This window comes from Anaeromyxobacter paludicola, assembly GCF_023169965.1.
Taxonomy (GTDB): Bacteria; Myxococcota; Myxococcia; order Myxococcales; family Anaeromyxobacteraceae; genus Anaeromyxobacter_B; species Anaeromyxobacter_B paludicola.
This window is the reverse complement of sequence record NZ_AP025592.1, coordinates 2819279-2842855: the sequence shown is the minus strand read 5'-3', so window position 1 is coordinate 2842855 and position 23577 is coordinate 2819279. Positions and strand designations below refer to the sequence as shown.

The following is a 23577-nucleotide window of genomic DNA, read 5'->3' as shown; positions in this document are numbered from 1 at the left end:
GCGCCGGCGGCTCCCGAGGGGGCGCGCCGGCAGGAGGGATCGTCATGCGGGCCTACGTCGGCGTCGGCTCGAACCTCGGGGATCGCTGGGCGCACCTCGCCCTCGGCGCCCGCCAGCTGCGGGCCGCGCCGCGGGTCTCCCTCTTGCGGGCCTCCCGCGCCTACGACTCCGAGCCGGTCGGGCCGCCGCAGCCGCGCTACCTCAACGCCGTGCTCGAGCTCGAGACCGAGCTCACCGCGCCCTCGCTGCACGCGCTCCTCCAGCTCACCGAGCGCGCCGCCGGCCGCCGCTACGGGACGCCGCGCTGGAGCGCGCGCACGCTCGACCTCGACGTGCTGCTGTACGGGACCGAGGTGGTCCGGACGCCGCGCCTCGTGGTGCCCCACCCGCACCTCGTGAGCCGCCGCTTCGTCCTCCTGCCGCTCTCCGAGCTCGCGCCCGGCCTCGAGATCCCCGGCACCGGGCGCACCGTCGCGCAGCTGCTCCAGGAGGCGCCGCCCCTCGATCTCTTCCCGGCGGGCCGGTACCCGCTCTAGCGCCGCGGGGCGCGGCCCTGCCTCCCGGTGAGCCCCGCCTCGTGCGCCGCCGCGAGCACCTTCTCCACGGCGGCCGGGGGGAGCGGCTCGCAGCGCCCGAGCTGCCGGGCCAGGAAGGCCACGCGGGCCACCCGCTCCAGGGTCTCGAGCCGGTCGCACGCCTCGCCGAGCGTGCGCCCCAGCGCGAGCGCGCCGTGCCGCTCCAGCAGGAGGACGTCGTGGCGCCCGAGGAAGGGGGCGAGCGAGGCGGGCACCTCCGCGGTGCCGGGCGTCGCGAAGGGCGCGAGCGCGATCTTCCCGAGCACCACCGCCGCCTCCGGCAGGAGGTCGTCCGGCGGGGGCGCCCCGGCCACCGTCAGCGCGACGGCGGTGAGCGGGTGGGCGTGGACCACCGCCTCCACCTCCGGGCGCGCCGCGTAGACGGCGAGGTGCATGGGCAGCTCGCTCGTCGGCCGCCCCCGGCCGCGCACCTTCTCGCCCGCCTCGGTGACGACGAGCAGGTCCGCGGGGCGGAGCGACGCCTTCTCCACCCCGGACGGCGTCACGAGGAGCCGGCCGCGGGCGAGCCGGCAGGAGACGTTCCCCTCGCCGGCGCCGATGAGGTCGCGGGCGTGGAGCCGCTGGCAGACGGCGACGAGCGCGCGGCGGAGCTGGGCTTCGGAAGGGCGGGCCATCCCCGCACCATTCCCGAAAACGCGGGCGCGCTCAAGGACGCGGCGCCCCCGGGGCGGCGAGCCCGCGCGCGGCGGGGCGGCTCGAGGCGCTACAGCACGCGGGCGGCGAGGAGGTCCTGGACGTCGAGCAGCCCGACCGGCCGCCCGTCCTCGTCCACCACCGGCACCTGATCCACCCGCGCGTGGCGCAGCACCCGGGCCGCGTCCATCACCAGCGCGTCGGGGCGGACGATCCGCGGGTTCTTGCACATCACCTTCGACACCGGGATCGTGAAGTCGGTCTCGCCGCGCTCGACCAGCCGCCGCAGGTCGCCGTCGGTGAAGACGCCGGCGAGCTTGCCCTGGGCGTCCACCACCGTGGCCGCGCCCGGCCGGCCGGGGGTCTCGGTCATCACCGCCACCGCCTCGGCGAGCGAGGCCGTCGCGGCGACGAGCGGGTTGGCCTCGCCGCCCCGCATCACCTCGCTCACCTTCATGAGCCCGCGCCCGAGCTTCCCGCCCGGGTGGTAGAGCGCGTACTCGTCCTTGTCGAACGAGCGGTTCTTCATGACGGTCATCGCGAGCGCGTCGCCGAGCGCGAGCAGCGCCGCGGTGCTGGCGGTGGGGGCGAGCCCCATGGGGCAGGCCTCGTCGATGCGGCCGATGGCGAGCGTGAGGTCGGAGCCGCGGGCCAGCGGCACGGCCCGGTCGCGGGTGAGCGCCACCACCCGCACGCCGATCCGCCGCAGCGCCGGCAGCAGCCGGAGCAGCTCCTCGGTCTCCCCCGAGTTGGAGAAGGCGAGGACCAGGTCGTCGCGGGTCACGCGCCCGAGGTCGCCGTGCGCCGCCTCGGCCGGGTGGACGTAGTGCGAGGGCGTGCCGGTGGAGGCGAGCGTCGCCGACACCTTCTGGGCGACGAAGCCCGACTTCCCCATCCCCATCACCACCACGCGACCCTTGCAGGCGAGCACCCACTCGACCGCCTTCGCGAAGTCGCCGTTCAGGGCGAGCCGGCCGATGGCGCGGGCCTCGGCCTCGAGCACCGTGCGACCGTAGGCCGCGAGCTCCTTCGCGCGCTTCGCCGCAGCGGCGCGCGGGCGGGGCAGCTTCACCACCCGGCCGCTCTTCCGGCTCGTCATGGACCGGCGGTATAGCACGCCGACGCCCCTTGCGGCAGGCTGCCGGGGTTCGCTATACCGTGCGCCATCCCCCGCTCACCGAGGACGGCCCCGACATGCAGTTCTTCATCGATTCCGCGGACATCGGCGACATCAAGAAGGCGCTCGCGCTCGGCCTCTGCGACGGCGTGACCACGAACCCCTCGCTGGTCGCCAAGACCGGCCGCAAGTTCACCGAGGTGCTGAAGGAGATCGTGGCGCTCGTGCCCGGGCCGGTCTCCGCCGAGGTGACCGCCACCGACTACGAGGGGATGATGCGCGAGGCGCACGACCTCGCCAAGGTGGCCGACAACGTGGTCATCAAGGTGCCGCTCATCGTCGAGGGGCTCCGGGCCGTGCGCGACCTCGCCTCCGAGGGCGTCCGCACCAACGTGACCCTCTGCTTCTCGCCGGTGCAGGCGCTCCTCGCCGCCAAGGCGGGCGCGACCTACGTGTCGCCGTTCGTGGGCCGCCTCGACGACATCTCCGAGGACGGCATGGCGCTCATCGCCCAGATCCTCGAGATCTACCGGAACTACGACTTCGCCACGAAGGTGCTGGTCGCCTCGGTGCGCCACCCGATCCACGTGCTCGAGGCCGCCCGGCTCGGCGCCGACGTCGCCACCATCCCCTACGGCGTCATCGCGCAGCTCGCGCAGCACCCGCTCACCGACATCGGCCTGAAGAAGTTCCTCGCCGACTGGGAGAAGGTGCCGAAGGAGAAGTAGCCGGGCCGCGGGTCGCGGCCGCGCCGTCGCGCGCCGCGACCCCTTCCCGCCGGCCGCCCGGATGGCGAGCTTTCCCGCTGGGGGAAGCTCCGCATGACCCGGCTCGCCGCGCTCTCGATCCTCTGCTCGCTGTCGCTGCCCGGCGTCGCGCTCGCCCAGCTGGCGGACGGGCGGACCGGCAGCGGCGGCCTCGGCTGGCTCTGGTGGCTGGGCGTCGCCGCCCTGGTCGCCGGGCTGTTCTTCCTGCTCTTCAGCCCGCGAGCGGGCCGAGGCGGCGCTCGACCTCGTCGAGCATCGCGATGAGGTCGGCCCGCGAGAGCGGGATCCCCTCGGCGTACTCCTTGAGCGAGAGCGCCTTCTCGGTCAGGAACCGGACCAGCAGGTGGCCGGCCGCCGCCTCGGCCTCGGTCTGCCAGCAGGCCGGGGCCTTGGTCGCCATGAGCCGGTCCACCGCCTCGAACTCGCGCGCGAGGTCGAGCCGCGCCACCTCGAGCGCGAAGCGGAGCGCCTGCTCGCGCGGCCGCTCCTCGAGCCCCACGGCGTAGCGCCGGCGCAGCTCGTCCGAGACCCACTCCACGAACGGCGGCGGCCAGCGGGAGAGCTCCTCGGCGAGGTGCTCGGCGAACCGGGCCAGCACGTACGCCTTCACCGGCTGCTTCTCGCGCTCGTAGAGGAAGTCGTAGCGGCGGTCGCGCACGGGAGATGGAGTAGCACTCCTGCTCGCGCGCCGCTCCTCCTCCTCGCTTCCGGCGCGTCTCACCCCTCCACCTCACAAAAACGTCGCCCCGTCGGTCACACATCGCCCGCTCGCCCGTCCAACGCTCGTGCCCGGGAGATCGGGCCGCGCTGCGGGGGAAGCTCGAGGGTGCCGGACGGCGGGGGGCCGCCCGCCGCGCCCTTGAGCTTCTTTTCCGGAACCCCCTGCCGGGACGGCTGTGCGCTGAGGTATCCTCGGCGCTCGTGCCGACCGAGGCCACCATCGCGGCCTGCCTGGCGCAGGGCGAGCTCGACCGCGCGGCCGAGGCGGCCATCCGCGGATTCGGCCCGAAGATCCTGGGCTTGCTGCGCACCGTCCTCCGTGACGAGACCGCCGCGGCCGACGCCTTCTCCCTCTTCGCCGAGAACCTCTGGCGCGGGCTCCCGTCCTTCCGCGGCGAGTCCTCGGTCCGGACCTGGTCCTACCGGCTCGCCTGGAACGCCGCCCTCACGGTCCGCGACGAGGGGTGGCGCCGGCTCGGGCGGCGGCTCGAGACCACCCAGGCCGCGCGCCTCGCCGAGGACGTCCGCACGCGCTCGGCGGCCCGGGTCGAGCGGCAGCTCCAGGCGGTGGCGAAGCTCCGGGAGGCGCTCGAGCCGGAGGAGCAGGCGCTCCTCACGCTCCGCATCGACCAGCAGCTCTCCTGGGAAGAGATCGCCTCGGTCCTCTCGGGCGACGGCGCCCCGGTGCAGCCGGCGACGCTCCGCAAGCGCTTCGAGCGGCTCAAGGAGAAGCTCGCCGCCCGCGCGCGCGAGCAGGGTCTCGTCGAGTGAGCGACGGCGGCGCCTCCGGCGGCCGGCGGGGGTCGGCCCTCTCCCGCCTCCTCGAGGAGCTCGCGCGCGTCGAGGAGGCCGACCTCCCCGACCGCTTCGCGCCCGGCCTCCCGCCCGGCGCGGCGGTGGGCCGGTTCCGGGTGGAGCGCGAGCTCGGGCGCGGCGGCTTCGGCGTGGTCTACGCGGCCCGGGATCCCGAGCTCGGCCGGACGGTGGCGCTCAAGCTCCTCAAGCCCGGGAGCCGCGTGGCGCGGAGCGGCGAGGAGTGGATCCGGCGCGAGGCCGAGGCGGTGGCGCGCCTCAACCACCCCGGCATCGTCACCCTCCACGACTTCGGCCGGGCGCCGGAGGGCGCCTACCTGGTCTTCGAGCTGCTCCAGGGGGAGACCCTGGCCGAGCGCTCGGCGCGGGGCAGGGTGGCGCTCGACGAGGCGCTCCGGATCGGCGCCGCGGTGGCGGAGGCGCTCGCGCACGCCCACGCGGCCGAAGTGCTGCACCGCGACCTCAAGCCGGGCAACGTGTACCTGTGCGGCCCGGCGCCGGTCCCGGGCGCGACTCCGCCCGGCGGCGGCCCGCCCCCGGTGGTGAAGGTGCTCGACTTCGGCGTGGCCCACCTCTTCGGCGGCGCCACCGAGCCCTCCGGCGGCACCCCCGGCTACATGGCGCCGGAGCAGCGGGCCGGCGGCGCCGTGGACGCGCGGGCCGATCTCTACGCGCTCGGCGTGGTGCTCCACGAGCTCCTCTCGGGCGCGCCGCCGTCCTGTCCCGACGCGAGGACCGCCGCGCTCGCCCCGCTGCCGCGCGGCGCCGGCCCGGCCGGGCTGCGGCGGCTCGTGGCCGCGCTCACGGCGCACGACCCCGGGCGCCGGCCGCGAACCGCCGCCGAGGTGGCGCGCGCGCTCGAGCGACTCCGCCGCGACCGCGAGGGCCGCTGGCGCCGGCGGCTCCTCGCCGGGCTCGGCCTCGCCACGGGGGCGGCCCTGGCCGTGGCCGGCTGGGCGGTGCTGCTCGGCCGGGAGGCCGCGCCCGGCGAGAGGGTCACCGCGGTGGTGGCCGACGCCGAGAACCGGACCGGTGACCCCGACCTCGATCGGCTCGGCGACGGCGTGCGGGCGCTGCTCGGCGAGTCGCGGCGGATCGAGCCGCTGACCCGCGATCGGCTCGCCGCCGTGGCCCGCCAGGCCGGCCTCGCGCCGCCGGCCCGGCTCGATCCCGCGCAGGCCCGCGAGCTCGGCCGGCTCGCCGGCGCGAGCGTGCTCCTGCTCCCCGCGGCGCGGGCGGAGGGAGGCGCCCTCCGGCTCTCGCTCCGCGCCGCCGCGCCCGACGACGGCCGGACGCTGTTCGAGGTCGCGGAGGAGGCCCGCGGGAAGGGCGAGGTCCCGGCGGCGATCGACCGGCTCCTCGCGAAGGTCCGCTCGAGGCTGCGCGAGCGGCGCGAGGATCTCCGCGCCTCGCCCATCCAGCTCGCCCGCGTGGCGACCGGGGACCTCACCGCCTACCGGCACTACCTCGAGGGCCTCGACTGCATCGGGCGCCCGTCGGCGGGGCCGGCCAACACCGCGCTGGCGACCTGCGGGCCGCACTTCAGCCAGGCCATCGCGCGCGATCCGGCCTTCCCGCTGGCGCACTACCACCTCGCCGTCCTGCTGGGGCTCGAGGGCACCGCGCCGGCCGAGATCGGCGCCCACATGGACGCCGCCCTCGCCGGAGCGGGCCGGCTCTCGCCGCGGGACGCCACCCTGGTGCGCGCCTGGAAGGCCCACCTCGACGGGCGCGACGACGAGGCGGAGCGCGCCTACGACCAGCTCGTCGCCGCGAGCCCCGACGACCGCGAGCTGCTCTACCTCGCCGGCGATCTGCGCTTCCACCGCTCCGAGCGGGTCGGCGCGATCCCGTACTTCCAGAAGTTGCTGGCGCTCGATCCGGAAGCCGAGTGGCCGCTCGAGCACCTCATGGAGTGCTACGCGGTGACCGGTCGCACGCGCGAGCTGACCGCCATGGTCGCCGAGCTTCGGGCGCTGCCCAGGACCCCGGAGCGGTCGCGGGTGCTCATCCGCGCGCTCGCCTGGCTCGAGCAGCCGGAAGAGGCGGTCGCGGCCGCGCGGCGGGCGGCGGCCGACCGGATCGCCACGGGTGAGGCGGACCTTCGCACCGTGCTCCTGGCGGCCGGGCGCTACCGGGAGGTCGAGCCGTTGATGCGGGCGCGCACCGACTTCGACGCCGCGGGCGGGGGAGCCTACATCTGGCTCGCCAACGTCCTCATGGCGCAGGGGCGAAACCGCGAGGCGACGCAGATCCTGGACGAGCTGCAGCGGCGCGTGCAGGGGATGCCGCCGAGCTGGCCCGCCTTCTTCAAGGCGACGCTGGCGGCGGGAGTGAGCGACGCGACGCGGCTGTCGCGCGAGGCGGCCGAGGCCGTCGAGCTCGTCCGCGCGTCCCGCGACGGCTTCGGCCAGCGGGACGTCGTCGCGGTCTCGGCGCTCCTGCTCGCGCTCCGGGGGGACCCGGCGCGGGCGCGCGAGCTCGAGCCGCTGCTGCCGAATCCGTCCACCGCTCGCGCGGAGCTCGAGGCGTTGCTGCGCTGGAGAGCCGGGGACGGCGCCGGCGCCGTGGCCGCGCTGACGGCGATCGAGGCCGACGATTCCTGGCCGGAGTGCGGGATCGCCCCCGCCTATCTCCTCGCCGAGGTGAGCGCGTCGCAAGGGGAGTGGGGCGAGACGGCGGCGGCCGTCCGGCGCTTCCAGCGGCTCTGGCCGCGCGGCTTCTGGCGCGGCTGGGCCTGGCCGCGGGCGCTCTACCTCTCGGCCGAGGCCCACGCGCGGCTGGGCGAGCGCGAGACGGCCCGGGCCGAGCTCGCGAGGCTCCTCGAGCTGCTGCAGCGGGCCGACCCCGGCCTCCCGCTGCGGCGGGAGGCGCTGGCGCTGTCCCGGACCCTCCGCTGAGCGCCCGGCCTCGTGGAGGGTCCTAGGACGGCAGCGCGTACTGCCGGATCGAGTCCACCACCAGCTCGGCGTCCATCCCGACCACCTCGTCGGCGAGCCGCCTGACCGCGGGCGGCGCGGCGCGCTCGCCGGCCGGGGAGACGCCGATGACGGGGCGCCCGAGGGCGCGGGCCAGGGCGAGCTCGCGCTCCTCCCCCGCGTCCTTCGCAAGGAGGAGCAGCACCGCGTCGGCGGCCCGCATCCGGCGCCGCACCTCGGCGGCGGACGCCTCCGGCGCGAGGCTCAGGTCCAGGAAGCGGAAGCCGGGCCGGGCCTGCAGCAGCGCGAGGAGCCGCGCGCGCGCCGCGTCGCCGCCGCCGGAGCGGCCGATGTAGAGCTTGTAGGTGAGATCTCTCGGGGTCATCGCCGTCCGTCCTCGCCTTCTCGCCACGGGAGGACAGACGGCCGGAGCCGCCCGGTGTGACGGGGGCGCGCGAGATCGATACCCAGGGTCCGGGCCGGCCGCGGGAGGGTCCGTCCGCTACCCGTCCCCGAGCGTGCTGGTCTGCACCCAGGCCACCCGCGCCTGGCGCGAGGTGAAGCGCCAGAGCGCCCAGACGGCGGCCACGTTCAGCGCCACGAAGGTGTGGCAGAGCGCGGTGACCCGGCCGGCGTGGCCGAGCCGCAGGTGGCCGAGCAGGGCGAGGCCGTAGAAGTAGAGCTGCACCGCGAAGAGCGCCTGCGGCAGGAGGCCGGGCGCGTTCCAGGCGGCGCCGAGCGCGACGAGGAGCGCCCAGGGGCAGAGGAGCCGCGCCACCTTGTGCCAGAAGAAGCGCCAGAAGACCGGGTTGGTGGCCGGGGTGAGGAGCGCCGGCAGGAGGAAGAGGAGCTGGTAGTTGCCGGCCAGCGTCCGCACCTTGCGCGTGAACTCGCGGCCGACGTCGAGCTCGCGGTCGAAGGCGAGGGCGTCCTCGGCGTAGACCACCTCGCGCCCGGCGAGCACCACGCGCATGGGGACGTAGACGTCGTCGAGGATGGTGTCCTGCGGGAGCTGCTCCGGGAAGAGCTCGCGGCGGATGGCGTAGATGGCGCCGGTCGCGCCCACCACGCTGCCGCAGCGCCCCTCGGCGACGCGGATGCCGGTCTCGTAGCGCCAGTAGGCGCCGGGGCCGCGGGCGGCGTCGAGTCGGAGCTGCCCGGTGACGGCGCCCACGCGCGGGTCGCCGAACGGGCGCACCAGGGCGCGCGCGGCGCCGGGGTCGAACCGCTGGCGGCTGTCGCAGAGGAGGAGGAGCTCCCCGCGCGCGAGCGGCACGGCGCGGGCGAGGGCGGAGGGCTTGCCGAGCTGCGCCGGGTTGGTGGCGACGCGCACGCGGTCCGGCGCGAGCGCGCGGGCGCGGGCCGGGGCGCCGTCGCGCGAGCCGTCGTCGGCGATGATCACGTCGAGCCGGTCCGAGGGGTAGTCGAGCGCGAGCAGGTTCTCGACCTTCCGGACGAGCTGCTCGCCCTCGTCGTGCGCCGCGACCACGCAGGTGACGGTGGGGAGCGTCCCGGGCCAGGCGGCGAGCGGGCGCGGCCGCGCGAGGCGCGCCTTCAGCCGGATGGCGAGCGGGTAGCCGGCGTAGGTGAGGACGAGGAAGAGCAGGGAGGCGGCGAGCCAGACCACCGCCGGGTGGCCGGGGTGGGGCAGCAGGAGGTCGCCCAGGTCGGGCAGCGCGCTCGGGTGCGGGAGCATGGCTCACCTCCGGCCGGCGAGCCCGAGCAGGCGCCCGGTGAAGGCGTGGTAGCGGGCGTCGCCCATGGCGCGGCGGACGAGGCCGCGCGCCCCCATGTCGAGCTCGTCGGCGAGGTGCGCCAGGGGCTCGCCGCGGCAGAGCCGGGCGAACCGCTCGAGCGGGGTGCCGCGCCGGATGGCGGTCCGGCGCAGCACCCCGCCCTCGCCGAGGCTCGCGTTGCAGCCGGGGCGCGAGGTCCAGAAGGTGGTGAAGCCGTGGGCGCGGGCGGCGCGCTCGACCTCGTCCGAGGTGCGGCCGCCCGGCAGCGAGAGGTGCACCGGCGCCTCGCCGAGCACCGCCGAGAGGATGGCGCGGCTGCGCTCGAGCTCGTCGTGCAGCTCGTCGGGCTCGAGCAGGGTGAGGAAGCGGTGGGTGTGGCCGTGGGCGCCGATGAGCCAGCCCGCGCGGTGGATGGCCCGCAGCCCGGCGGCGTCGAGGTACCCGGGGCGGCCGAGGAAGCCGGTGGTCATGAAGAGGGCGCCGCGCATCCCGAGCGCGGCGAGGCGCGGCAGGGCCTCCGTCCGCACGCTCGCCTCCCCGTCGTCGAAGGTGAGCACCACGCCGGGGCCGTCGGAGGGGGCGCGCGGGTCGAGCACCCCGCCCGGCGCCGCGGCCGCCACGTCGAGCTGCGCGTCGAGCTCCTCGAGCCGGACCGTGTAGCGAGCCCCCTCGGCCGCGTCGGCCGGCTCGCCGAGGCCGTGGTACATCAAGGCCACCACCCGCCTGTGGATCATGCGCCCGCCCCCTCGTCGCGAGATCTAGGTCTCGGGGGGACGGGCGGGAGGCTCCGGGTCGGTAGGCCGGCAGGGGTCTTACCCGCCGGAGGGGCGGGAGCGCTGCGCGTGGGCCGCGAGTCAGCGCCGCCTGGTCGCCCGCTTCAGCGAGCGGACGTACCGCTCCACCCGCTCGGCGCGCGCCTTGCGGCTCCCCGGCTCGGCGATCCGGTTCACGATGGCGCTCCCCACCACCAGCCCGTCGGCGAGCGGCGCGAGGGCCTTCGCCTGCGCGGGGGTGGAGATGCCGAAGCCGATCACCACCGGCACCGGGCTCTCGGCGCGGATGGCCGCGAGCCGGGGGGCGAGATCCGCGGGCAGCGCCTTGCGCGCCCCGGTCACGCCGGCCACCGACACGTAGTACAGGAACCCGCGCGCGGCGGCGCAGGCGGCGGCGCGGCGGGCGGGGGTGGAGGTGGGCGCGAGCAGGAACACGAGCGCGACGCCGCGCGCCCGCGCCAGGTCGCCGAAGCGGCCGGCCTCCTCGGGCGGGAGGTCGGGCACGATGAGCGCGTCCACGCCGGCCTTCGCGCAGTCGTCGAGGAACCGCTCCTCGCCGTAGGCGAGCATGGGGTTCACGTAGCCCATGAGCGCGATGGGCGTCTGGGAGCGCTCGCGCACCGCGGCCGCGAGGGCGAGGCACTGCGCCACGGTCGTCCCGGCGGCGAGCGACCGCTCGGCGGCCCGCTGGATGGTGGGGCCGTCGGCGATGGGGTCCGAGAAGGGGACGCCGATCTCGAGGAGGTCGGCCCCGCCGCGGACGCAGGCGAGCGCCATCTCGAGCGAGGTGACGAGGTCGGGGTCGCCGCCCATCACGTAGGTGACGAGGGCCGCCTCGCCCCGCTCGCGCGCGGTGGCGAAGGCCCGGGCGATCCGGTCGGGGGCGGCGGCGGGGGCGGCGGAGCTCCTGCGGGCGGCGCTCACTTGGACCTCCGGGCGGTGCGCGTGGCGCTGGCGCGGCGGGCGGGTGGCCGGGGCGGCCGGCCCGCGGCCTTCCTCGGGCCGGGGACGGCGGCGCGCTCGGCGAGGGCGCGGCGCACCTGCTCCACGTCCTTGTCGCCGCGGCCGGAGACGTTCACGATGACGAGGCCGCCCGACCCGAGCTTGCGGGCCACCTTGCGCGCGGCGGCGACGGCGTGGGCGCTCTCGAGGGCGGGGATGATCCCCTCCGTGCGCGCGAGGTACTGGAGCGCGTCGAGCGCCTCGTCGTCGGTCGCCTGCATGAGGGTGAGCCGCCCCTGGTCCTTGAGGAAGGAGAGCTCGGGGCCGACGCCGGGGTAGTCGAGCCCGGCGCTGATGGAGTGGGCCTCCGCGATCTGGCCGTCCGCGTCCTGCAGCAGGTAGCTCTTCGAGCCGTGCAGCACGCCGGGGCGCCCCTTCGCGAGCGCCGCGCCGTGCCGGCCGGTCGAGAGGCCGTGGCCGGCCGCCTCGACGCCGACGAGCTTCACCGCCGGGTCGCCGACGAAGGCCGTGAAGATCCCCATGGCGTTCGACCCGCCGCCGACGCAGGCCACCACCGCGTCGGGGAGCCGACCGGCGTGCTCCTGCACCTGCCGCCGCGCCTCGTCGCCGATGACGCGCTGGAGGTCGCGGACCAGCGCCGGGTAGGGGTGCGGGCCGGCCACCGAGCCGATGATGTAGTGGGTGTCGCCGACGTTGGTGACCCAGTCGCGGATCGCCTCGTTCATGGCGTCCTTGAGCGTGCGCGAGCCGGCCTCGACCGGCACCACGCGCGCGCCGAGGAGCTGCATCCGGAAGACGTTGAGCGCCTGCCGCTCCACGTCGAGGGCGCCCATGTAGACGTCGCACGGGAGGCCGAAGAGCGCCGCCGCGGTGGCGGTGGCGACGCCGTGCTGGCCGGCGCCGGTCTCGGCGATGATCCGCTTCTTGCCCATGCGGCGGGCGAGCAGCACCTGGCCGAGGGTGTTGTTCACCTTGTGCGCGCCGGTGTGGCAGAGGTCCTCGCGCTTCAGGAGCACGCGGCAGCCGCCCACCTCGGCGCTCATCCGCCGCGCCTCGCCGAGCGGGGTGGGGCGGCCGGCGTAGCGGGTGAGCAGCTCCTGGAGCTCGGCCTGGAAGACCGGGTCGCGCCGCGCCTCCTCCCAGGCCGCCGTCAGCTCGTCGAGGGCCGGGACCAGGGTCTCCGGCACGTACCGGCCGCCATAGGGGCCGAAGTGTCCCGCCGCGTCGGGCCGCGCCAGCTCGCTCACCGTTCCTCCTCCGCGTCGGCGCGCCGCACCGCCTCGACGAAGCGCGCCAGCTTCTCGTGATCCTTCACCCCGGGCGACGACTCGACCCCGCTCGCCACGTCCACGCCGTACGGCCGCACCCGGCGCACCGCCTCGCCGACGTTCTCGGGGGTGAGCCCGCCCGCCAGGATCACCGGCTTGCCGGCGATCTCCGGGCGCGCCAGCGACCAGTCGAAGGGGACGCCGGCGCCGCCCTGCGCCGGGGAGGGCGTGTCGAGGAGGAAGGCGGTGGCCTGCGAGCGCGCCAGCGCCGCCTCGTCCCAGGCCTCGCCGGCGCGCAGCCGGTAGAGGACCGGGAAGCTGTACTGCGAGCACTCGCCCACCGGCTCGTCGCCGTGGAGCTGGATGGCCTGCATCCGGGCCTCTCCGGCCACGTTGAAGATCTCGAAGCGCATCGCGTTCACGAAGACGCCGACGGTCGTCACGAACGGCGGCAGCCGGCGCACGATCTGGCCGGCGACGTCCGGCGCCACGTGGCGCTTCGACTGCGCCCAGAAGTTGAAGCCGAGCGCGTCCACGCCGAGCGCGACGGCGGCGAGGGCGTCCTCGAGGCGGGTGATGCCGCAGATCTTGATCCGGGTTCTCATGAGCTCCGCGGGGGCCTCGGGGTGATCGGGGAGCGAGGCGCTCCGGCTACGCCTCCATCAGCTCCTTCAGCAGCGCCGCCGGATCGGCGGCCCGCACCAGCGCCTCGCCGACGAGGAAGTTGGCGGCGCCGGCGGCCCGGAGCCGCCGCACGTCCTCCGCCGTCCGCACGCCGCTCTCGGCCACCGCCTTCACGGTCTCGGGCAGCATGGGGAGGAGCCGCTCCGAGACGGAGAGGTCCACCTTCATGGTCTTGAGGTTCCGGTTGTTGACCCCGACCACCTGCGCGCCGGCGGCGAGCGCCGCCTCCACCTCCCACTCGTCGTGGACCTCCACGAGCGGCGTGAGCTGGAGCGCGGCGCAGTCCTCGACGAGGCCGGCGAGCCCGTCCTCCGAGAGCGCCGCGGCGATGAGCAGCGCCGCGTCGGCGCCGGCCACCCGGGCCTCGAGGAGCTGGTAGCGGTCGATGACGAAGTCCTTGCGCAGGAGCGGCAGGGCCACCTGCCGGCGCGCGCCGGCGAGGTCCTCGAGCGCGCCGCCGAAGCCGGGGCCGTCGGTGAGGATCGACACCGCGGCCGCCCCGCCGGCGGCGTAGCGCGCGGCCTGGGCCGGCGCGTCGAGCGCGGCGGCGATCTCGCCCGCCGAGGGGCTCGCCCGCTTCACCTCGGCCACCACGCGCACCGGCCCGCCGCGCGGCGAGAGCGCCTCGGCGAGGGAGCGGGGCGGGGGCAGGTCGCTGGCGCGGGTGATGAGCTCGCGCTCCGACGTCTTGCGGCGGCGCTCCTCCACCTCGGCCGCCTTGCGGCACAGGATCTCTCCGAGGAAGCTCATGCGTCCGCCCGGCTGGCGGCGACGAGCCGCGTGAGCTTCTCGAGGGCCGCGCCCGCGTCGATGGAGCGGGACGCCACCTGCACGCCCTCGCGGAGATCGGCCGCCGCCCCGCCGGCCACCAGCCCGGCCGCCGCGTTGGCGAGCACCGCGTCGCGGGCCGCGCCCTGCTGTCCGCCGAAGACGTCGCGCAGGATGCGCGCGTTCAGGGCGGCGTCGCCGCCGCGGAGGTCCTCGCGGGTCCAGCGCCGCAGGCCCAGGTCCTCTGGCACTACCGAGAAACGGTCCAACTTCCCCTCCTTCACTTCCGAGCAGTGGGTCATGCCGGTGACGGCGATCTCGTCGAGACCCTCGCCGTGCACCACGAACGCGTGCGCCGCGCCCAGCGCCGCCAGCACCCCCCCGATCACCGTCACCCAGCGCGGCTCGTACACGCCCATCACCTGGTGGCGGGCGCCGGCGGGGTTGGCGAGGGGGCCGAGCAGGTTGAAGATGCTCCGCATCGCGAGCTCGCGCCGGATGCCGGCGACGGCCTTGAAGGCGGGGTGCAGCCGCGGCGCGAAGAGGAAGCCGATGCCGACCTCCTCGATGCAGCGCTCCACCCGCTCCTTCGGGATCTCCACCTCCACGCCGAGCGCGGCGAGCACGTCGGCCGAGCCGCAGCGGGACGACACCGAGCGGTTGCCGTGCTTGGCGACGCACACCCCGGCGCCCGCCACCACGAAGGCGGCGGCGGTGGAGATGTTGAAGGTGTTCTGGCCGTCGCCGCCGGTGCCGCAGGTGTCCACGAACACCTCGCGGTGCACGGCGACCGGGTCCACCCGGGCGCGCATCACCTCGGCGGCGCCGGCGATCTCCTCGACCGTCTCGCCCTTGATGCGCAGCGCGGCGAGCAGCGCGCCGACCTGCGCCGGCGTGGCCTCGTCGTCGGCCACCTCGTTCATCACCGCGACCATCTCGGCGCGGGTGAGGTCCTGCCGCTCCACCAGCTTGGCGAGCGCCTCGCGGATCATCGCCGCCTCCCGCGCCCGAGCCGGGCGAGCCAGTTCCCGAGGAGCTGCTTCCCGCAGCCGGTCAGGATGGACTCCGGGTGGAACTGGACGCCCTCCACGTCGAGGGTCCGGTGGCGGAGCCCCATGATCTCCCGCTCGTCGGTCCAGGCGGTCACGCGGAGCGCCCGCGGCAGGGTCTCGCGCTCGACCACGAGCGAGTGGTAGCGCCCCGCCTCGAACGGCGACGGCAGCCCGGCGAAGACGCCCTCGCCCCGGTGGCGCACCGGGCTCGCCTTGCCGTGGACGATGCGGGCGTTGCGCACCACCTTGCCGCCGAACGCCTGGCCGATCGCCTGGTGGCCTAGGCACACGCCCAGGATGGGCAGCTCGCCCGCGAGCGCGCGGACCGCCTCGAGCGTCACCCCGGCCTCGGAGGGGGTGCAGGGGCCCGGCGAGAGCACGAGGCCGCGCGGGCGGCGGGCGCGGATCCCGGCCACGTCGATGGCGTCGTTGCGGAAGACCTCGACCTCCGCGCCGAGCTCGCCCAGGTACTGCACGAGGTTGAAGGTGAAGGAGTCGTAGTTGTCCACCACGAGGAGGCGCGTCATCGGGCGCCCCCGGCCTTGCGCGCCGCCGACGTCTCCGGCGGGGCGACGGCGGCGGCGTCCATGCTCTGCGCCTCGGCCTGCGCCACCGCCGCGAAGAGCGCCCGCGCCTTGTTGACCGTCTCCTGGTACTCGGCCGCCGGCTTCGAGTCGAAGACCAGCCCGGCGCCGGCCTGCACCGACACCCGCCGCCCCGCCTGCATCAGGGTGCGGATGGCGATGCACATCTCCATGTCGCCGCCGCGGTCGAAGTAGCCCACCGCGCCGGCGTAGGGGCCGCGGCGCGCCGGCTCGAGCTCGTCGATGATCTCCATGGCCCGCACCTTGGGCGAGCCGGAGACGGTGCCGGCGGGGAAGGAGGCCCGGAGCACGTCGATCGCCGAGAGCCCGTCCTTGAGCTTGCCGCGCACCTCGGAGACGAGGTGCATCACGTGCGAGTAGCGCTCCACCACCTTGAGCGCGGTGAGCCGGACCGAGCCCACCTCGGCCACGCGGCCGACGTCGTTGCGCCCGAGGTCGATGAGCATCACGTGCTCGGCGTTCTCCTTCGGGTCGGCGCGCAGCTCGGCCTCGAGCGCCTGGTCCTCGGCGGCGTCCTGGCCGCGCTTGCGGGTGCCGGCGATGGGCCGCAAGGTCACCTCGCCGCCGCGCAGCTTCACCAGCGTCTCGGGCGAGCTGCCGACGAGGGCGCGGTCGCCGTCCTGCAGGAAGAAGAGGTACGGCGACGGGTTCACGCGCCGGAGCGCGCGGTAGAGGTCGAACGGCGCCGAGGAGACCTCGGCGTCGAAGCGCTGCGAGAGGACGATCTGCTGGCAGTCGCCGGCGCGCAGGTAGGCCTTGGCCTTGCGGACGGCGGCCTCGAACTCCTGGCGCGCCACCCGCGGCTGGAGCGCCGCCGGGGCGCGCGCCGCCTCGCGCCGCCGCTCCCGCCGGCCGTCGCGCAGCGGCCGCGAGAGCCGCTCGAGCACGCCGCCGATGCGCAGCAGCGCCTGCTGGTAGAGCGCCCGCGGGTCGTCGCCCTCGCCGCAGCGGACCTCGGCGATCACGTGCATGGAGTGGCGCAGGTTATCGAACGCCACCACCACGTCGAAGTCCATGAAGAAGGCGTCGGGGAACCCGAGCTCGTCCGGGTTCGCGATCGGCACCCGCGGCTCGAAGAGCTTCACCGCGTCGTAGGAGAAGAAGCCGACGAGGCCGCCGGAGAAGGCGGGCGTGCCGGGCACGCGCACGGCGCGGTGGGTGGCGAGGGCGGCCCGCACCTGCTCCACCGGGTCGCCGCCGTCGCCGAGGCGCCAGCGCATCACCTCGCGCGGGCCGGCGCCGAGGAACGAGTAGCGCGCGCTCCGCTCCCCGCCCTCGACCGACTCGAAGAGGAAGGCGCGCTTCTCCCCGCGCGACAGCTTGAGGAACGCCGAGACCGGCGTCTCGGTGTCCGCGTCCACCTCCACGCGGATGGGGACCGCGAGGCCGGGGCGGCAGAGGGAGAGGAATGTGTCGAGGTCGGGCAGCGGCTTCACGTCAGCCGCGCCAAAGGAACACCGTCATGCCGTGATCCGCCGCTTCGGTCCGGCGACCTCGGCCACGTCCTTCGCCACCGGCTTGTTCCGCGCGTCGACGAGGACGACCTTCGGCGCGTGCTGCCGCGCCTCGGCCTCCTCCATCTCCGCGAAGGTGGCGAGGATGACCTTGTCCCCGGGCTGGTTGAGGTGCGCGGCCGCGCCGTTGATGCAGATGACGCCGCTGCCGCGCTCGCCGCGGATGGCGTAGGTCTGGAGCCGCGTGCCCCGGGTGATGTTCCACACGTGGACCGCCTCGAACTCCAGGATCCCGGCCGCGTCCATGAGATCCTCGTCGATGGTGACCGACCCCTCGTAGTCGAGGTCGGCGTGGGTCACCGTCGCGCGATGGATCTTGGACAGGAAAAACGTCCGCCGCATGGGGTCTTAGATACCTTCTCGCGGACCGGGGTGCAAGGTTGCGCCGCCGCGCAGGGCCCCACCGGTGGGTGCCGCCGGGGCCTCCCGCTCTTAGCGTGCCCGCATGGACCTCGCCATCCTCGCGCTGCTCCTGGCCGCGGCGCCGGCCCCGACCCCCACCGAACCGGCGCGCGCCGACGCCAGCCCAGCCCTCGTTGCCGCGCAGCCGGGGAGGGCCGACGCGGTGCCACCTCCCTCTCCCGCGCAGCGGGAAAGGGCCGGGGAGGGGGCGGCGGATCCCGAGTCCACCATCCAGGGCGCCCCGATGAAGGCCGACGTGACCTGGCTCGCCGACCCGCTCCGCACCGGCCGCGGCGTGGGCACGCCGGGGAACGCCGCCGCCGCCGACTGGGTGGCCGGTCGCTTCCGCGCCCTCGGTCTCGCGCCGGCGGGGACGGAGGGCTACCTGCAGCCCTTCGACGCCCCGGTGCGCGCGGTCCTCCGCGGCGAGAACGCGCTCTCCCTCGGTGGCGCGCCGCTCGCGCTCCAGCGCGACTGGCAGCCCTTCACCTTCTCCGATCCCGGGAAGGCCGAGGGCGAGGTGGTCTTCGCCGGCTACGGCGTCACCGCGCCGGAGCTCGGCTACGACGACTACGCGGGGCTCGACGTGAAGGGGAAGGTGGTGCTGGTGGCGGCCCACTTCCCCCGGGAGGCCGACCCGGCCTCGCCGTTCCGGGCGCCGCAGGCCTACCGTTACGGCGAGTGGCGCTACAAGACCATCAACGCCCGCGAGCACGGCGCGGCGGCGATCCTGGCGGTGCGCGACGGCTGGAACCACGCCGGCAAGGACGAGCTGCCGCCCTGGCGCGGCGCCGTCTCCTCGCGGGCCGGCCTGCTCGCCGCGCGCGTGACCCTGGCGGCGCTCGCCCGCGCCGGCGTGGACGCCGCGGCGCTCGCCGCCCCGGCGCAGCAGGACGGCCGCCCCCACTCGCGCCCCACCGGCCTGCGCGCCCGGCTCGCGACCGACGTCGAGCAGGAGCGCGCCCCGACCGCCAACGTGCTCGCGCTGCTCCCCGGCGGCGATCCCGCCCGCGCGGGCGAGTGCGTGGTGGTGGGCGCCCACTACGACCACCTCGGCTACGGCGGCGACGAGTCGCTCTCGCCGGAGGAGACCGGCAAGGTTCACCCCGGCGCCGACGACAACGCGAGCGGCGTGGCGGCGGTCCTGGCGGTGGCGCGCGCCATGAAGGAGGCCGGCCCGGCGCCGCGGACGGTGCTCTTCGCGGCCTTCAGCGGCGAGGAGCTTGGCCTCCTCGGCTCGGCGCTCTACGTGCGCGCGCCGCCCGCCGCCTGCCCGCTCGGCCGGACCCAGCTCATGGTGAACCTCGACATGGTGGGGCGGGCGCGGGAGGGGAAGGTCTTCGTGGACGGGGCCGACACCGCGAAGGGGCTGCGGGCCGAGGTGACGGCGCTCGCGAGCCGCCCGCCGGCGCTGCCGCTCCGGCTCGCCTTCGGCGGCGACGGCTACGGCCCCTCCGACCAGACCAGCTTCTTCGCGAAGGGCGTCCCCGTGCTCTTCCTCTTCACGGGCGCTCACGTGGACTACCATCGCCCCACCGACACCGCCGACAAGATCGACGCCGCCGGGCTCCAGGCGGTCGGCCGGCTCGCCTACCGGGCCGCGCGCGACGCCGCGCTCCGTCCGGCGCGGCTCGAGGTGGTGCGCGCCCCCGCCCCGCCGTCGCGCGAGCGGCAGGGGGAGCGGGAGCGGGGCTACGGCGCCTACCTCGGCACCATCCCCGACTTCGAGGAGCGCAAGGACCCGGGCATCAAGGTCTCGGGGGTGCGCCCGGGCAGCCCCGCGGAGAAGGCCGGCATCGCGGGCGGGGACGTGGTACTGGAAGTGGCGGGGACGCGCATCGGCAGCCTGGAGGATCTGACGTTCGCGCTGCGGGCCCACCGGCCGGGCGACACCGTGGACGTGGTCTTCGCGCGGGGGCCCGAGCGGCGCAGCGCGAAGGTGACCCTGGGAGAGAGGAAGTAGATGGCGGCGGCGCTCGCGGAACGACGGATCACCCTCTACTCCGCCGCCCGGCGCGCCCCCGCGGACCTCGTCCGGCTCGACCCGGGCGCCCTCCGCTTCTCCCTCGGCACCAGCCTCGGCGACCTCCGCATCCCGGTGCTGGTCGCGCCCGACGCGCGCGACATCGTGCAGGCGGCGGCGGTGCAGCTCGCGCTCCTGCTCTCGACGCAGCACCGGCACTTCGTCCCGCCGGAGGACCGCGACCGGCTCCTGCTCCACCCGATGCAGGCCACCCTCCCCACCGCGGCGCCCACGCTCGGCCCGAGCGGCGGCGGCCCCGACCTGCGCGCCGCGGCCCAGCTCGCCCCGGCGCTCCACCCGGCGCTCACCGGCGGCGTCGTCACCGCCTGGATGGGCCCCGGCGGGCGCGGCCGCTCGCTCACCGCGCTCTTCATCGAGGCGCTCCGGCTGGCCTTCGCCGAGATGGCCGGCACCCGCGACCGGGAGCCGACGCCGGCGCTCGTGGCGCTGGCGCTCTTCGAGGAGCTCCGGGGCGCCGAGGAGCGGATCCGGGACGCGCTCCCGGCCGGCTTCGGGGAGCGGCAGCTGCGGGTGGCGACGCTGTGCGGCCTCTGGGTCGCGGCCCAGACCGGCGTCGCCCGGGTGCTGCGGGAGGCGCGGCGGCCGGACGACGACCCGCTCCGCGCCGCCCTCGACGCCATCCTCTCGCCCGGCGCGCTCCTCGGCGGCCGGGTGCCGGTGGCGATCGGCGGCGCCACCCTCTACGGCTGCGAACTGCCCTCCAACCTCCCGCTCGTGGACGAGCTCTCGCAGGCGCTCGGCGGCGGCGGCGACCCCGACGAGGCGACGGCGCTGGCGGCGCGCGGGCTCGCGGCGGACGACGACCTGTCCCGCCGGGCGGAGCAGGCGGTGGCGGTGGCGCGGCTGCGCGAGGCGCTCACGGCCGGGGTGGTCTCGGCGGAGCGCTTCGGGTACGGCGAGCGGGTGGCGGAGCTGCGCGACCTCCTCACCGCCCCGCTGCGGCTCGCCGCCGCGGCCGCCGAGGAGGGCCCGCGCCGCAACCTGGTCCGGCTCGTGGAGGCCTGCGCCGCGCCCGGCGGCGAGCCGGGACAGCTCCTCGGCCGGGGCGCGCGCCAGCTCCGGGACTGGAAGGCGCGGGAGCCCGCCGCCTCGGCCGGCCTCGGCCGCGAGGAGGCGCGCGCCGCCTTCGCGAGGGCCGCGGTGGCGCTCTTCGCCGACGCGGCGCTGGAGCGCTTCCTCGCGCCGGCGCGCCGCGCCCTCTCGCACCGGACCGGCGCCGAGGCCGAGGGCGGGGCGGAGCGGGAGTGGGAGGCCGGCCGGCTCTACCGGATCTCGGTGAAGGGGCCGATCCTGCGCGACGTGGTGGAGCGGCCGCTCGGCCACCTCTTCGCCGACGTGAAGGACTTCACCCGGAAGACCGGCCTCCTGGGCCAGGCGGCCATGGCCGACTTCCTGCGCCGCGAGTTCTACCTGCCGGTGCTCATCGCGGCGAAGCGCCACTACACCGGGATGCAGCACCTCTCGGATCGCGGCGGCGTCTCGGTCAACAACCTGCTCGGCGACGCCATCTCCTTCTCCGGGAACATCCTCGCGCTCACCGAGCTCGCGCTCGACATCCGGCGGCAGCTCGCGAGCTACTCGGCCCAGCTCGCGGCGGCGGTGCGGAGCGCGCGGATCGCGCCCGAGGTGGCGCAGATCGAGGCGCTCGAGGCGGGCGTGTTCCTCTCCTTCGGCCCGCCGCCCCTGGTGGTGACCATCGAGGACGAGGTCTTCGGGACGAGCCGGGTGGCCATCGCCGAGAAGATCAACGAGTCGGCCCGGGGCACCGCCCGCTCCTCGGCCGCCCGGGCCCGCGCCGACGCGCTCCTCGCGGCCGAGCGGGCGTCGCAGGGGAGCCCGGGGCTGCAGCACGCCTGGTCGGTCTTCGTGGCGCCGCCCGCGGCCATCGACCTGCCGCCGGCCGACGAGGCGCGCGCGGTCGAGCTGCTCCGCGGCGGCGATCTCGCGGGCGCCATGCGCGCGGTGGCGGAGCCGGTGCGCGACGCCCTCGTGACCGCCGCCCGCGGCGAGCGCCCCGGCGACATCTACAACGCCGGCGCGGCCATGTCGGAGGAGGCGCTCGAGGCGTTCCTCGAGGCCCTCGGCGACGAGCGGGTGGTGCGCCGGGTGGCGCTCGCGGCGGGCGACGTCCCGGCGGCGCTCGCGGCCCGCTACTGGTACGGCGAGCTGCCGCAGCGGCTCGTCGCCACCTTCCACCCCGGCGGGCAGCTCGCGGAGCTGTTCCGGTACGCCGGCCGCTGCGCCTTCAAGGGGCTCGCGCCGGTGGCGGTGTGGGAGATCTGCGCCCCCCTCGGCGCGCCGGCCGAGCTGGCCCGCGCGCTCGCGGCGCGGTGGTACGCGGGCGACAGGTAGGCGCCGCGACGGTCGATTTCGGGCCCCCCGCGTTCGTGGGACTCCTCGGGAGGCCTCGCGAGGAGGATGGTGGCGCCGTGCCCTGCCTGCTCGTCTACGCGGAGGATGCCGAGCTGCGCAGCAGCCTCCGCGAGCTGCTGGCGCTCGAGGGGCACGAGGTGCTCGCCCCGGCGACGCCCGCCGAGGCGCGCGCCGGCCTGGCGCGCCCCGCGCTCGCGGCGCTGGTGGTGGACCTCGACGACGGCGGCCCGGCGGAGGCGCTGGTGCGGGACGCGCGGCGCGAGCGGCCGGGGCTGCGGGTGATCACGCTCTCCGGCGCGCTCGAGCCCGTGCTCCTGGGCGACGTGCGGCTCAGCCACCCGTGCCGCCCCGGCGAGCTGCTCGCCGCGGTCGCCGCGCTCGGGCCCGCGACCTCGCCGGCGCGGAGCTGAGCCCTGCGGCCGCCGCCGCGCGCCCCGACGGGCGCTCAGCCGACCGCCGGCCTCGCCCCGGGCAGCCGGACGCGGAAGGTGGTCCCCCGCTCCGCGTCCGAGGCGACCGCCACCTCGCCGCCGTGCGCCCGCGCGATCTCCCGGACGATGAAGAGCCCGAGCCCGAAGCTGGTGCGGCGCCGGTGCGGCCCCTTGCGGAACGGCTCGAAGAGCACCGGCAGGAGCGAGGCGGGCACCGGCTCGCCGCGGTTGTGCACCTCGAGCAGCGCCTGGGCCCCGTCGCGCCGCAGGCGGATGGAGACCGGCGCGCCGGCGAGCCCGTGCTGGAGCGCGTTCGAGGCGAGGTTCGAGACCACCTGCTCCAGCCGGAGCGGATCCCAGCGGCCCTCCACCGGCTCGAGGTCGAGCCGGAGCTCGGAGCCGGGGACCGCCTGGCGCAGCTCCGCGGCGGCGCGCGTGCAGAGGACGTCGAGCCGCACCGGCTCGGGGTAGACCGTCATCCCGCCCGTGCCGCGGATGCGCGAGAAGTCGAGGAGGTCGCGGATGAGCCCGTTCATCTTGCGCGCGCTCGCCTCGATGCGGGCGGCGGCGCGGGCCTGACCCGGGCTCACGGGACCGAGCCGCTCGAGCAGGCCGGCGGCGATGACCACCGCCGAGAGCGGCGTGCGCAGGTCGTGCCCGACCATGGCGAGCGCGCGCTCCTGCGCCTCGGCGGCGCGCACCGCGGCGTCCCGCTCCTCGCAGGCGCGCTGGTAGGCGAAGGCCCGCGGCAGGGCCCCGGCGCAGGCCTCGGCGGCGAGCAGGAGCGACTCGCGCTGCTCCGGCGCCGCGGTCCGGCCGGGGCCGAACGCCACGGTGAAGGCGCCGAGCACCGCCGCGGCGGCGCGGAGCGGGATGGCGGTCCAGGTCGCCACTCCCGCCGCGCGCTCGTCGCCGGTCGCGGGCAGCTCCCAGACCGGCGCGCCCGTCTGCCAGGCGGCGCGGGCGGCCGCCTCGAGCCCCTGCTGCAGGCCGCCGGCGCGCTCGCGGAGCCCGGGGGCGAGGAGCGCCAGCGCCGGCGGGGCGCCGCGCTCCAGGGCTCCGCCCGCGAAGACCGCGCCGGCCACCGCGCCGGTGAGCCCGAGGACGCACTCCAGGACCGCGAGCGCCACCTCGCCCGGTCCTTGAGCGGACGTCAGGCGGAGTGCGAGCGCGAGCGCCGGATCGGGGTTCATGAGGGATGTACCGTGAACAGGGTACACCAAAAGGACGCTCGCTCGCCTGTCTACATGCGCCTACCCGGGAGGGGGAATGCGGCCGAAACCGACTGGAAAATCAGGCGCGCGGTGGCCGGATCGCGCGCCGGGCCGCTGGCCGCCCCTCCCCCGCCCTCCCCGCCCGAGCGGGGAGGGAGTCACGAGGCACGGCGGATCGCGTGCCGC

General features: G+C 76.5%; 23 protein-coding genes. 8 read left to right on the top strand and 15 right to left on the bottom strand.

Annotated elements, in window-relative coordinates:
- Window positions 1-44: 44 nt before the first annotated feature.
- The gene (folK, locus tag AMPC_RS12900; RefSeq protein WP_248341546.1) at window positions 45-536 is read left to right on the top strand and encodes a 2-amino-4-hydroxy-6-hydroxymethyldihydropteridine diphosphokinase; all 492 of its coding nucleotides are present in this window, start codon (window positions 45-47) and stop codon (window positions 534-536) included.
- Here the strand turns inward: folK and AMPC_RS12895 are convergent.
- Both AMPC_RS12895 and AMPC_RS12890 read right to left on the bottom strand, forming a co-directional pair.
- A complete protein-coding gene (locus tag AMPC_RS12895) occupies window positions 533-1210 on the bottom strand; it encodes a class II aldolase/adducin family protein (RefSeq protein ID WP_248341545.1) in 678 nt (225 codons plus the stop codon). The genes folK and AMPC_RS12895 overlap by 4 nt on opposite strands.
- Before the next feature lie 89 nt (window positions 1211-1299).
- The gene (locus AMPC_RS12890) at window positions 1300-2328 is read right to left on the bottom strand and encodes a KpsF/GutQ family sugar-phosphate isomerase (protein ID WP_248341544.1); all 1029 of its coding nucleotides are present in this window, start codon (window positions 2326-2328) and stop codon (window positions 1300-1302) included.
- A 95-nt stretch (window positions 2329-2423) separates the two neighbouring features.
- On the opposite strand from AMPC_RS12890, the gene fsa reads away from it, so the two are divergent.
- Both fsa and AMPC_RS12880 read left to right on the top strand, forming a co-directional pair.
- Window positions 2424-3074, top strand: a complete 651-nt coding sequence (fsa, locus tag AMPC_RS12885) for a fructose-6-phosphate aldolase (RefSeq protein ID WP_248346315.1) — start codon at window positions 2424-2426, stop codon at window positions 3072-3074.
- Between the two features lie 93 nt (window positions 3075-3167).
- Complete coding sequence (locus AMPC_RS12880; RefSeq protein ID WP_248341543.1) at window positions 3168-3377, top strand: hypothetical protein; 210 nt, start codon at window positions 3168-3170, stop codon at window positions 3375-3377.
- On the opposite strand, the gene AMPC_RS12875 is transcribed toward AMPC_RS12880, so the two are convergent.
- Complete coding sequence (locus tag AMPC_RS12875; protein ID WP_248341542.1) at window positions 3325-3834, bottom strand: hypothetical protein; 510 nt, start codon at window positions 3832-3834, stop codon at window positions 3325-3327. The two genes, AMPC_RS12880 and AMPC_RS12875, sit on opposite strands and share 53 nt — an antisense overlap.
- A gap of 200 nt (window positions 3835-4034) precedes the next feature.
- On the opposite strand from AMPC_RS12875, the gene AMPC_RS12870 reads away from it, so the two are divergent.
- Both AMPC_RS12870 and AMPC_RS12865 read left to right on the top strand, forming a co-directional pair.
- Window positions 4035-4604 (top strand): RNA polymerase sigma factor, encoded by a 570-nt coding sequence (locus AMPC_RS12870; RefSeq protein WP_248341541.1) that lies wholly within the window; start codon window positions 4035-4037, stop codon window positions 4602-4604.
- The gene (locus AMPC_RS12865; protein ID WP_248341540.1) at window positions 4601-7546 is read left to right on the top strand and encodes a serine/threonine-protein kinase; all 2946 of its coding nucleotides are present in this window, start codon (window positions 4601-4603) and stop codon (window positions 7544-7546) included. Before AMPC_RS12870 ends, AMPC_RS12865 begins: the two co-directional genes overlap by 4 nt.
- A 22-nt stretch (window positions 7547-7568) precedes the next feature.
- Here AMPC_RS12865 and AMPC_RS12860 read toward each other — a convergent pair whose 3' ends face one another.
- The 11 genes from AMPC_RS12860 to panD form a co-directional block, all read right to left on the bottom strand.
- Window positions 7569-7949, bottom strand: coding sequence for a hypothetical protein (locus AMPC_RS12860; RefSeq protein WP_248341539.1), 381 nt, complete (start codon window positions 7947-7949; stop codon window positions 7569-7571).
- A 117-nt stretch (window positions 7950-8066) separates the two neighbouring features.
- On the bottom strand, window positions 8067-9260 hold the full coding sequence (locus AMPC_RS12855; RefSeq protein WP_248341538.1) for a glycosyltransferase family 2 protein: 1194 nt from the start codon (window positions 9258-9260) through the stop codon (window positions 8067-8069).
- A gap of 3 nt (window positions 9261-9263) precedes the next feature.
- On the bottom strand, window positions 9264-10034 hold the full coding sequence (locus tag AMPC_RS12850; protein WP_248341537.1) for a polysaccharide deacetylase family protein: 771 nt from the start codon (window positions 10032-10034) through the stop codon (window positions 9264-9266).
- A gap of 120 nt (window positions 10035-10154) precedes the next feature.
- Window positions 10155-10997 carry a tryptophan synthase subunit alpha gene (gene trpA / locus AMPC_RS12845; RefSeq protein WP_248341536.1) on the bottom strand — a complete coding sequence of 281 codons (843 nt, stop codon included), beginning with the start codon at window positions 10995-10997 and terminating at the stop codon, window positions 10155-10157.
- The gene (gene trpB, locus AMPC_RS12840; RefSeq protein WP_404800652.1) at window positions 10994-12274 is read right to left on the bottom strand and encodes a tryptophan synthase subunit beta; all 1281 of its coding nucleotides are present in this window, start codon (window positions 12272-12274) and stop codon (window positions 10994-10996) included. Before trpB ends, trpA begins: the two co-directional genes overlap by 4 nt.
- Window positions 12275-12279: 5 nt before the next feature.
- Window positions 12280-12909 (bottom strand): phosphoribosylanthranilate isomerase, encoded by a 630-nt coding sequence (locus AMPC_RS12835; protein WP_248341534.1) that lies wholly within the window; start codon window positions 12907-12909, stop codon window positions 12280-12282.
- A gap of 46 nt (window positions 12910-12955) precedes the next feature.
- Window positions 12956-13738 (bottom strand): indole-3-glycerol phosphate synthase TrpC, encoded by a 783-nt coding sequence (trpC, locus tag AMPC_RS12830; protein WP_248341533.1) that lies wholly within the window; start codon window positions 13736-13738, stop codon window positions 12956-12958.
- Window positions 13735-14748, bottom strand: a complete 1014-nt coding sequence (trpD, locus tag AMPC_RS12825; protein ID WP_248341532.1) for an anthranilate phosphoribosyltransferase — start codon at window positions 14746-14748, stop codon at window positions 13735-13737. Before trpD ends, trpC begins: the two co-directional genes overlap by 4 nt.
- On the bottom strand, window positions 14745-15335 hold the full coding sequence (locus tag AMPC_RS12820) for an anthranilate synthase component II (protein ID WP_248341531.1): 591 nt from the start codon (window positions 15333-15335) through the stop codon (window positions 14745-14747). Before AMPC_RS12820 ends, trpD begins: the two co-directional genes overlap by 4 nt.
- On the bottom strand, window positions 15332-16849 hold the full coding sequence (trpE, locus tag AMPC_RS12815; RefSeq protein ID WP_318654299.1) for an anthranilate synthase component I: 1518 nt from the start codon (window positions 16847-16849) through the stop codon (window positions 15332-15334). The genes AMPC_RS12820 and trpE overlap by 4 nt, the downstream gene beginning before the upstream one ends.
- A 24-nt stretch (window positions 16850-16873) precedes the next feature.
- Window positions 16874-17269 (bottom strand): aspartate 1-decarboxylase, encoded by a 396-nt coding sequence (gene panD / locus AMPC_RS12810; RefSeq protein ID WP_248341530.1) that lies wholly within the window; start codon window positions 17267-17269, stop codon window positions 16874-16876.
- Between the two features lie 103 nt (window positions 17270-17372).
- Here panD and AMPC_RS12805 point away from each other — a divergent pair, with 103 nt between their 5' ends.
- From AMPC_RS12805 to AMPC_RS12795, 3 genes are all read left to right on the top strand, one after another.
- Window positions 17373-19292, top strand: a complete 1920-nt coding sequence (locus AMPC_RS12805; RefSeq protein ID WP_248341529.1) for a M20/M25/M40 family metallo-hydrolase — start codon at window positions 17373-17375, stop codon at window positions 19290-19292.
- Window positions 19293-21725, top strand: a complete 2433-nt coding sequence (locus AMPC_RS12800; RefSeq protein ID WP_248341528.1) for a nucleotidyl cyclase domain-containing protein — start codon at window positions 19293-19295, stop codon at window positions 21723-21725.
- A gap of 77 nt (window positions 21726-21802) precedes the next feature.
- The gene (locus AMPC_RS12795) at window positions 21803-22156 is read left to right on the top strand and encodes a DNA-binding transcriptional response regulator (protein ID WP_248341527.1); all 354 of its coding nucleotides are present in this window, start codon (window positions 21803-21805) and stop codon (window positions 22154-22156) included.
- A gap of 35 nt (window positions 22157-22191) precedes the next feature.
- Here AMPC_RS12795 and AMPC_RS12790 read toward each other — a convergent pair whose 3' ends face one another.
- Window positions 22192-23370: a sensor histidine kinase gene (locus AMPC_RS12790; RefSeq protein ID WP_248341526.1), complete on the bottom strand. Its 1179-nt coding sequence runs from the start codon at window positions 23368-23370 to the stop codon at window positions 22192-22194.
- Window positions 23371-23577: the final 207 nt, after the last annotated feature.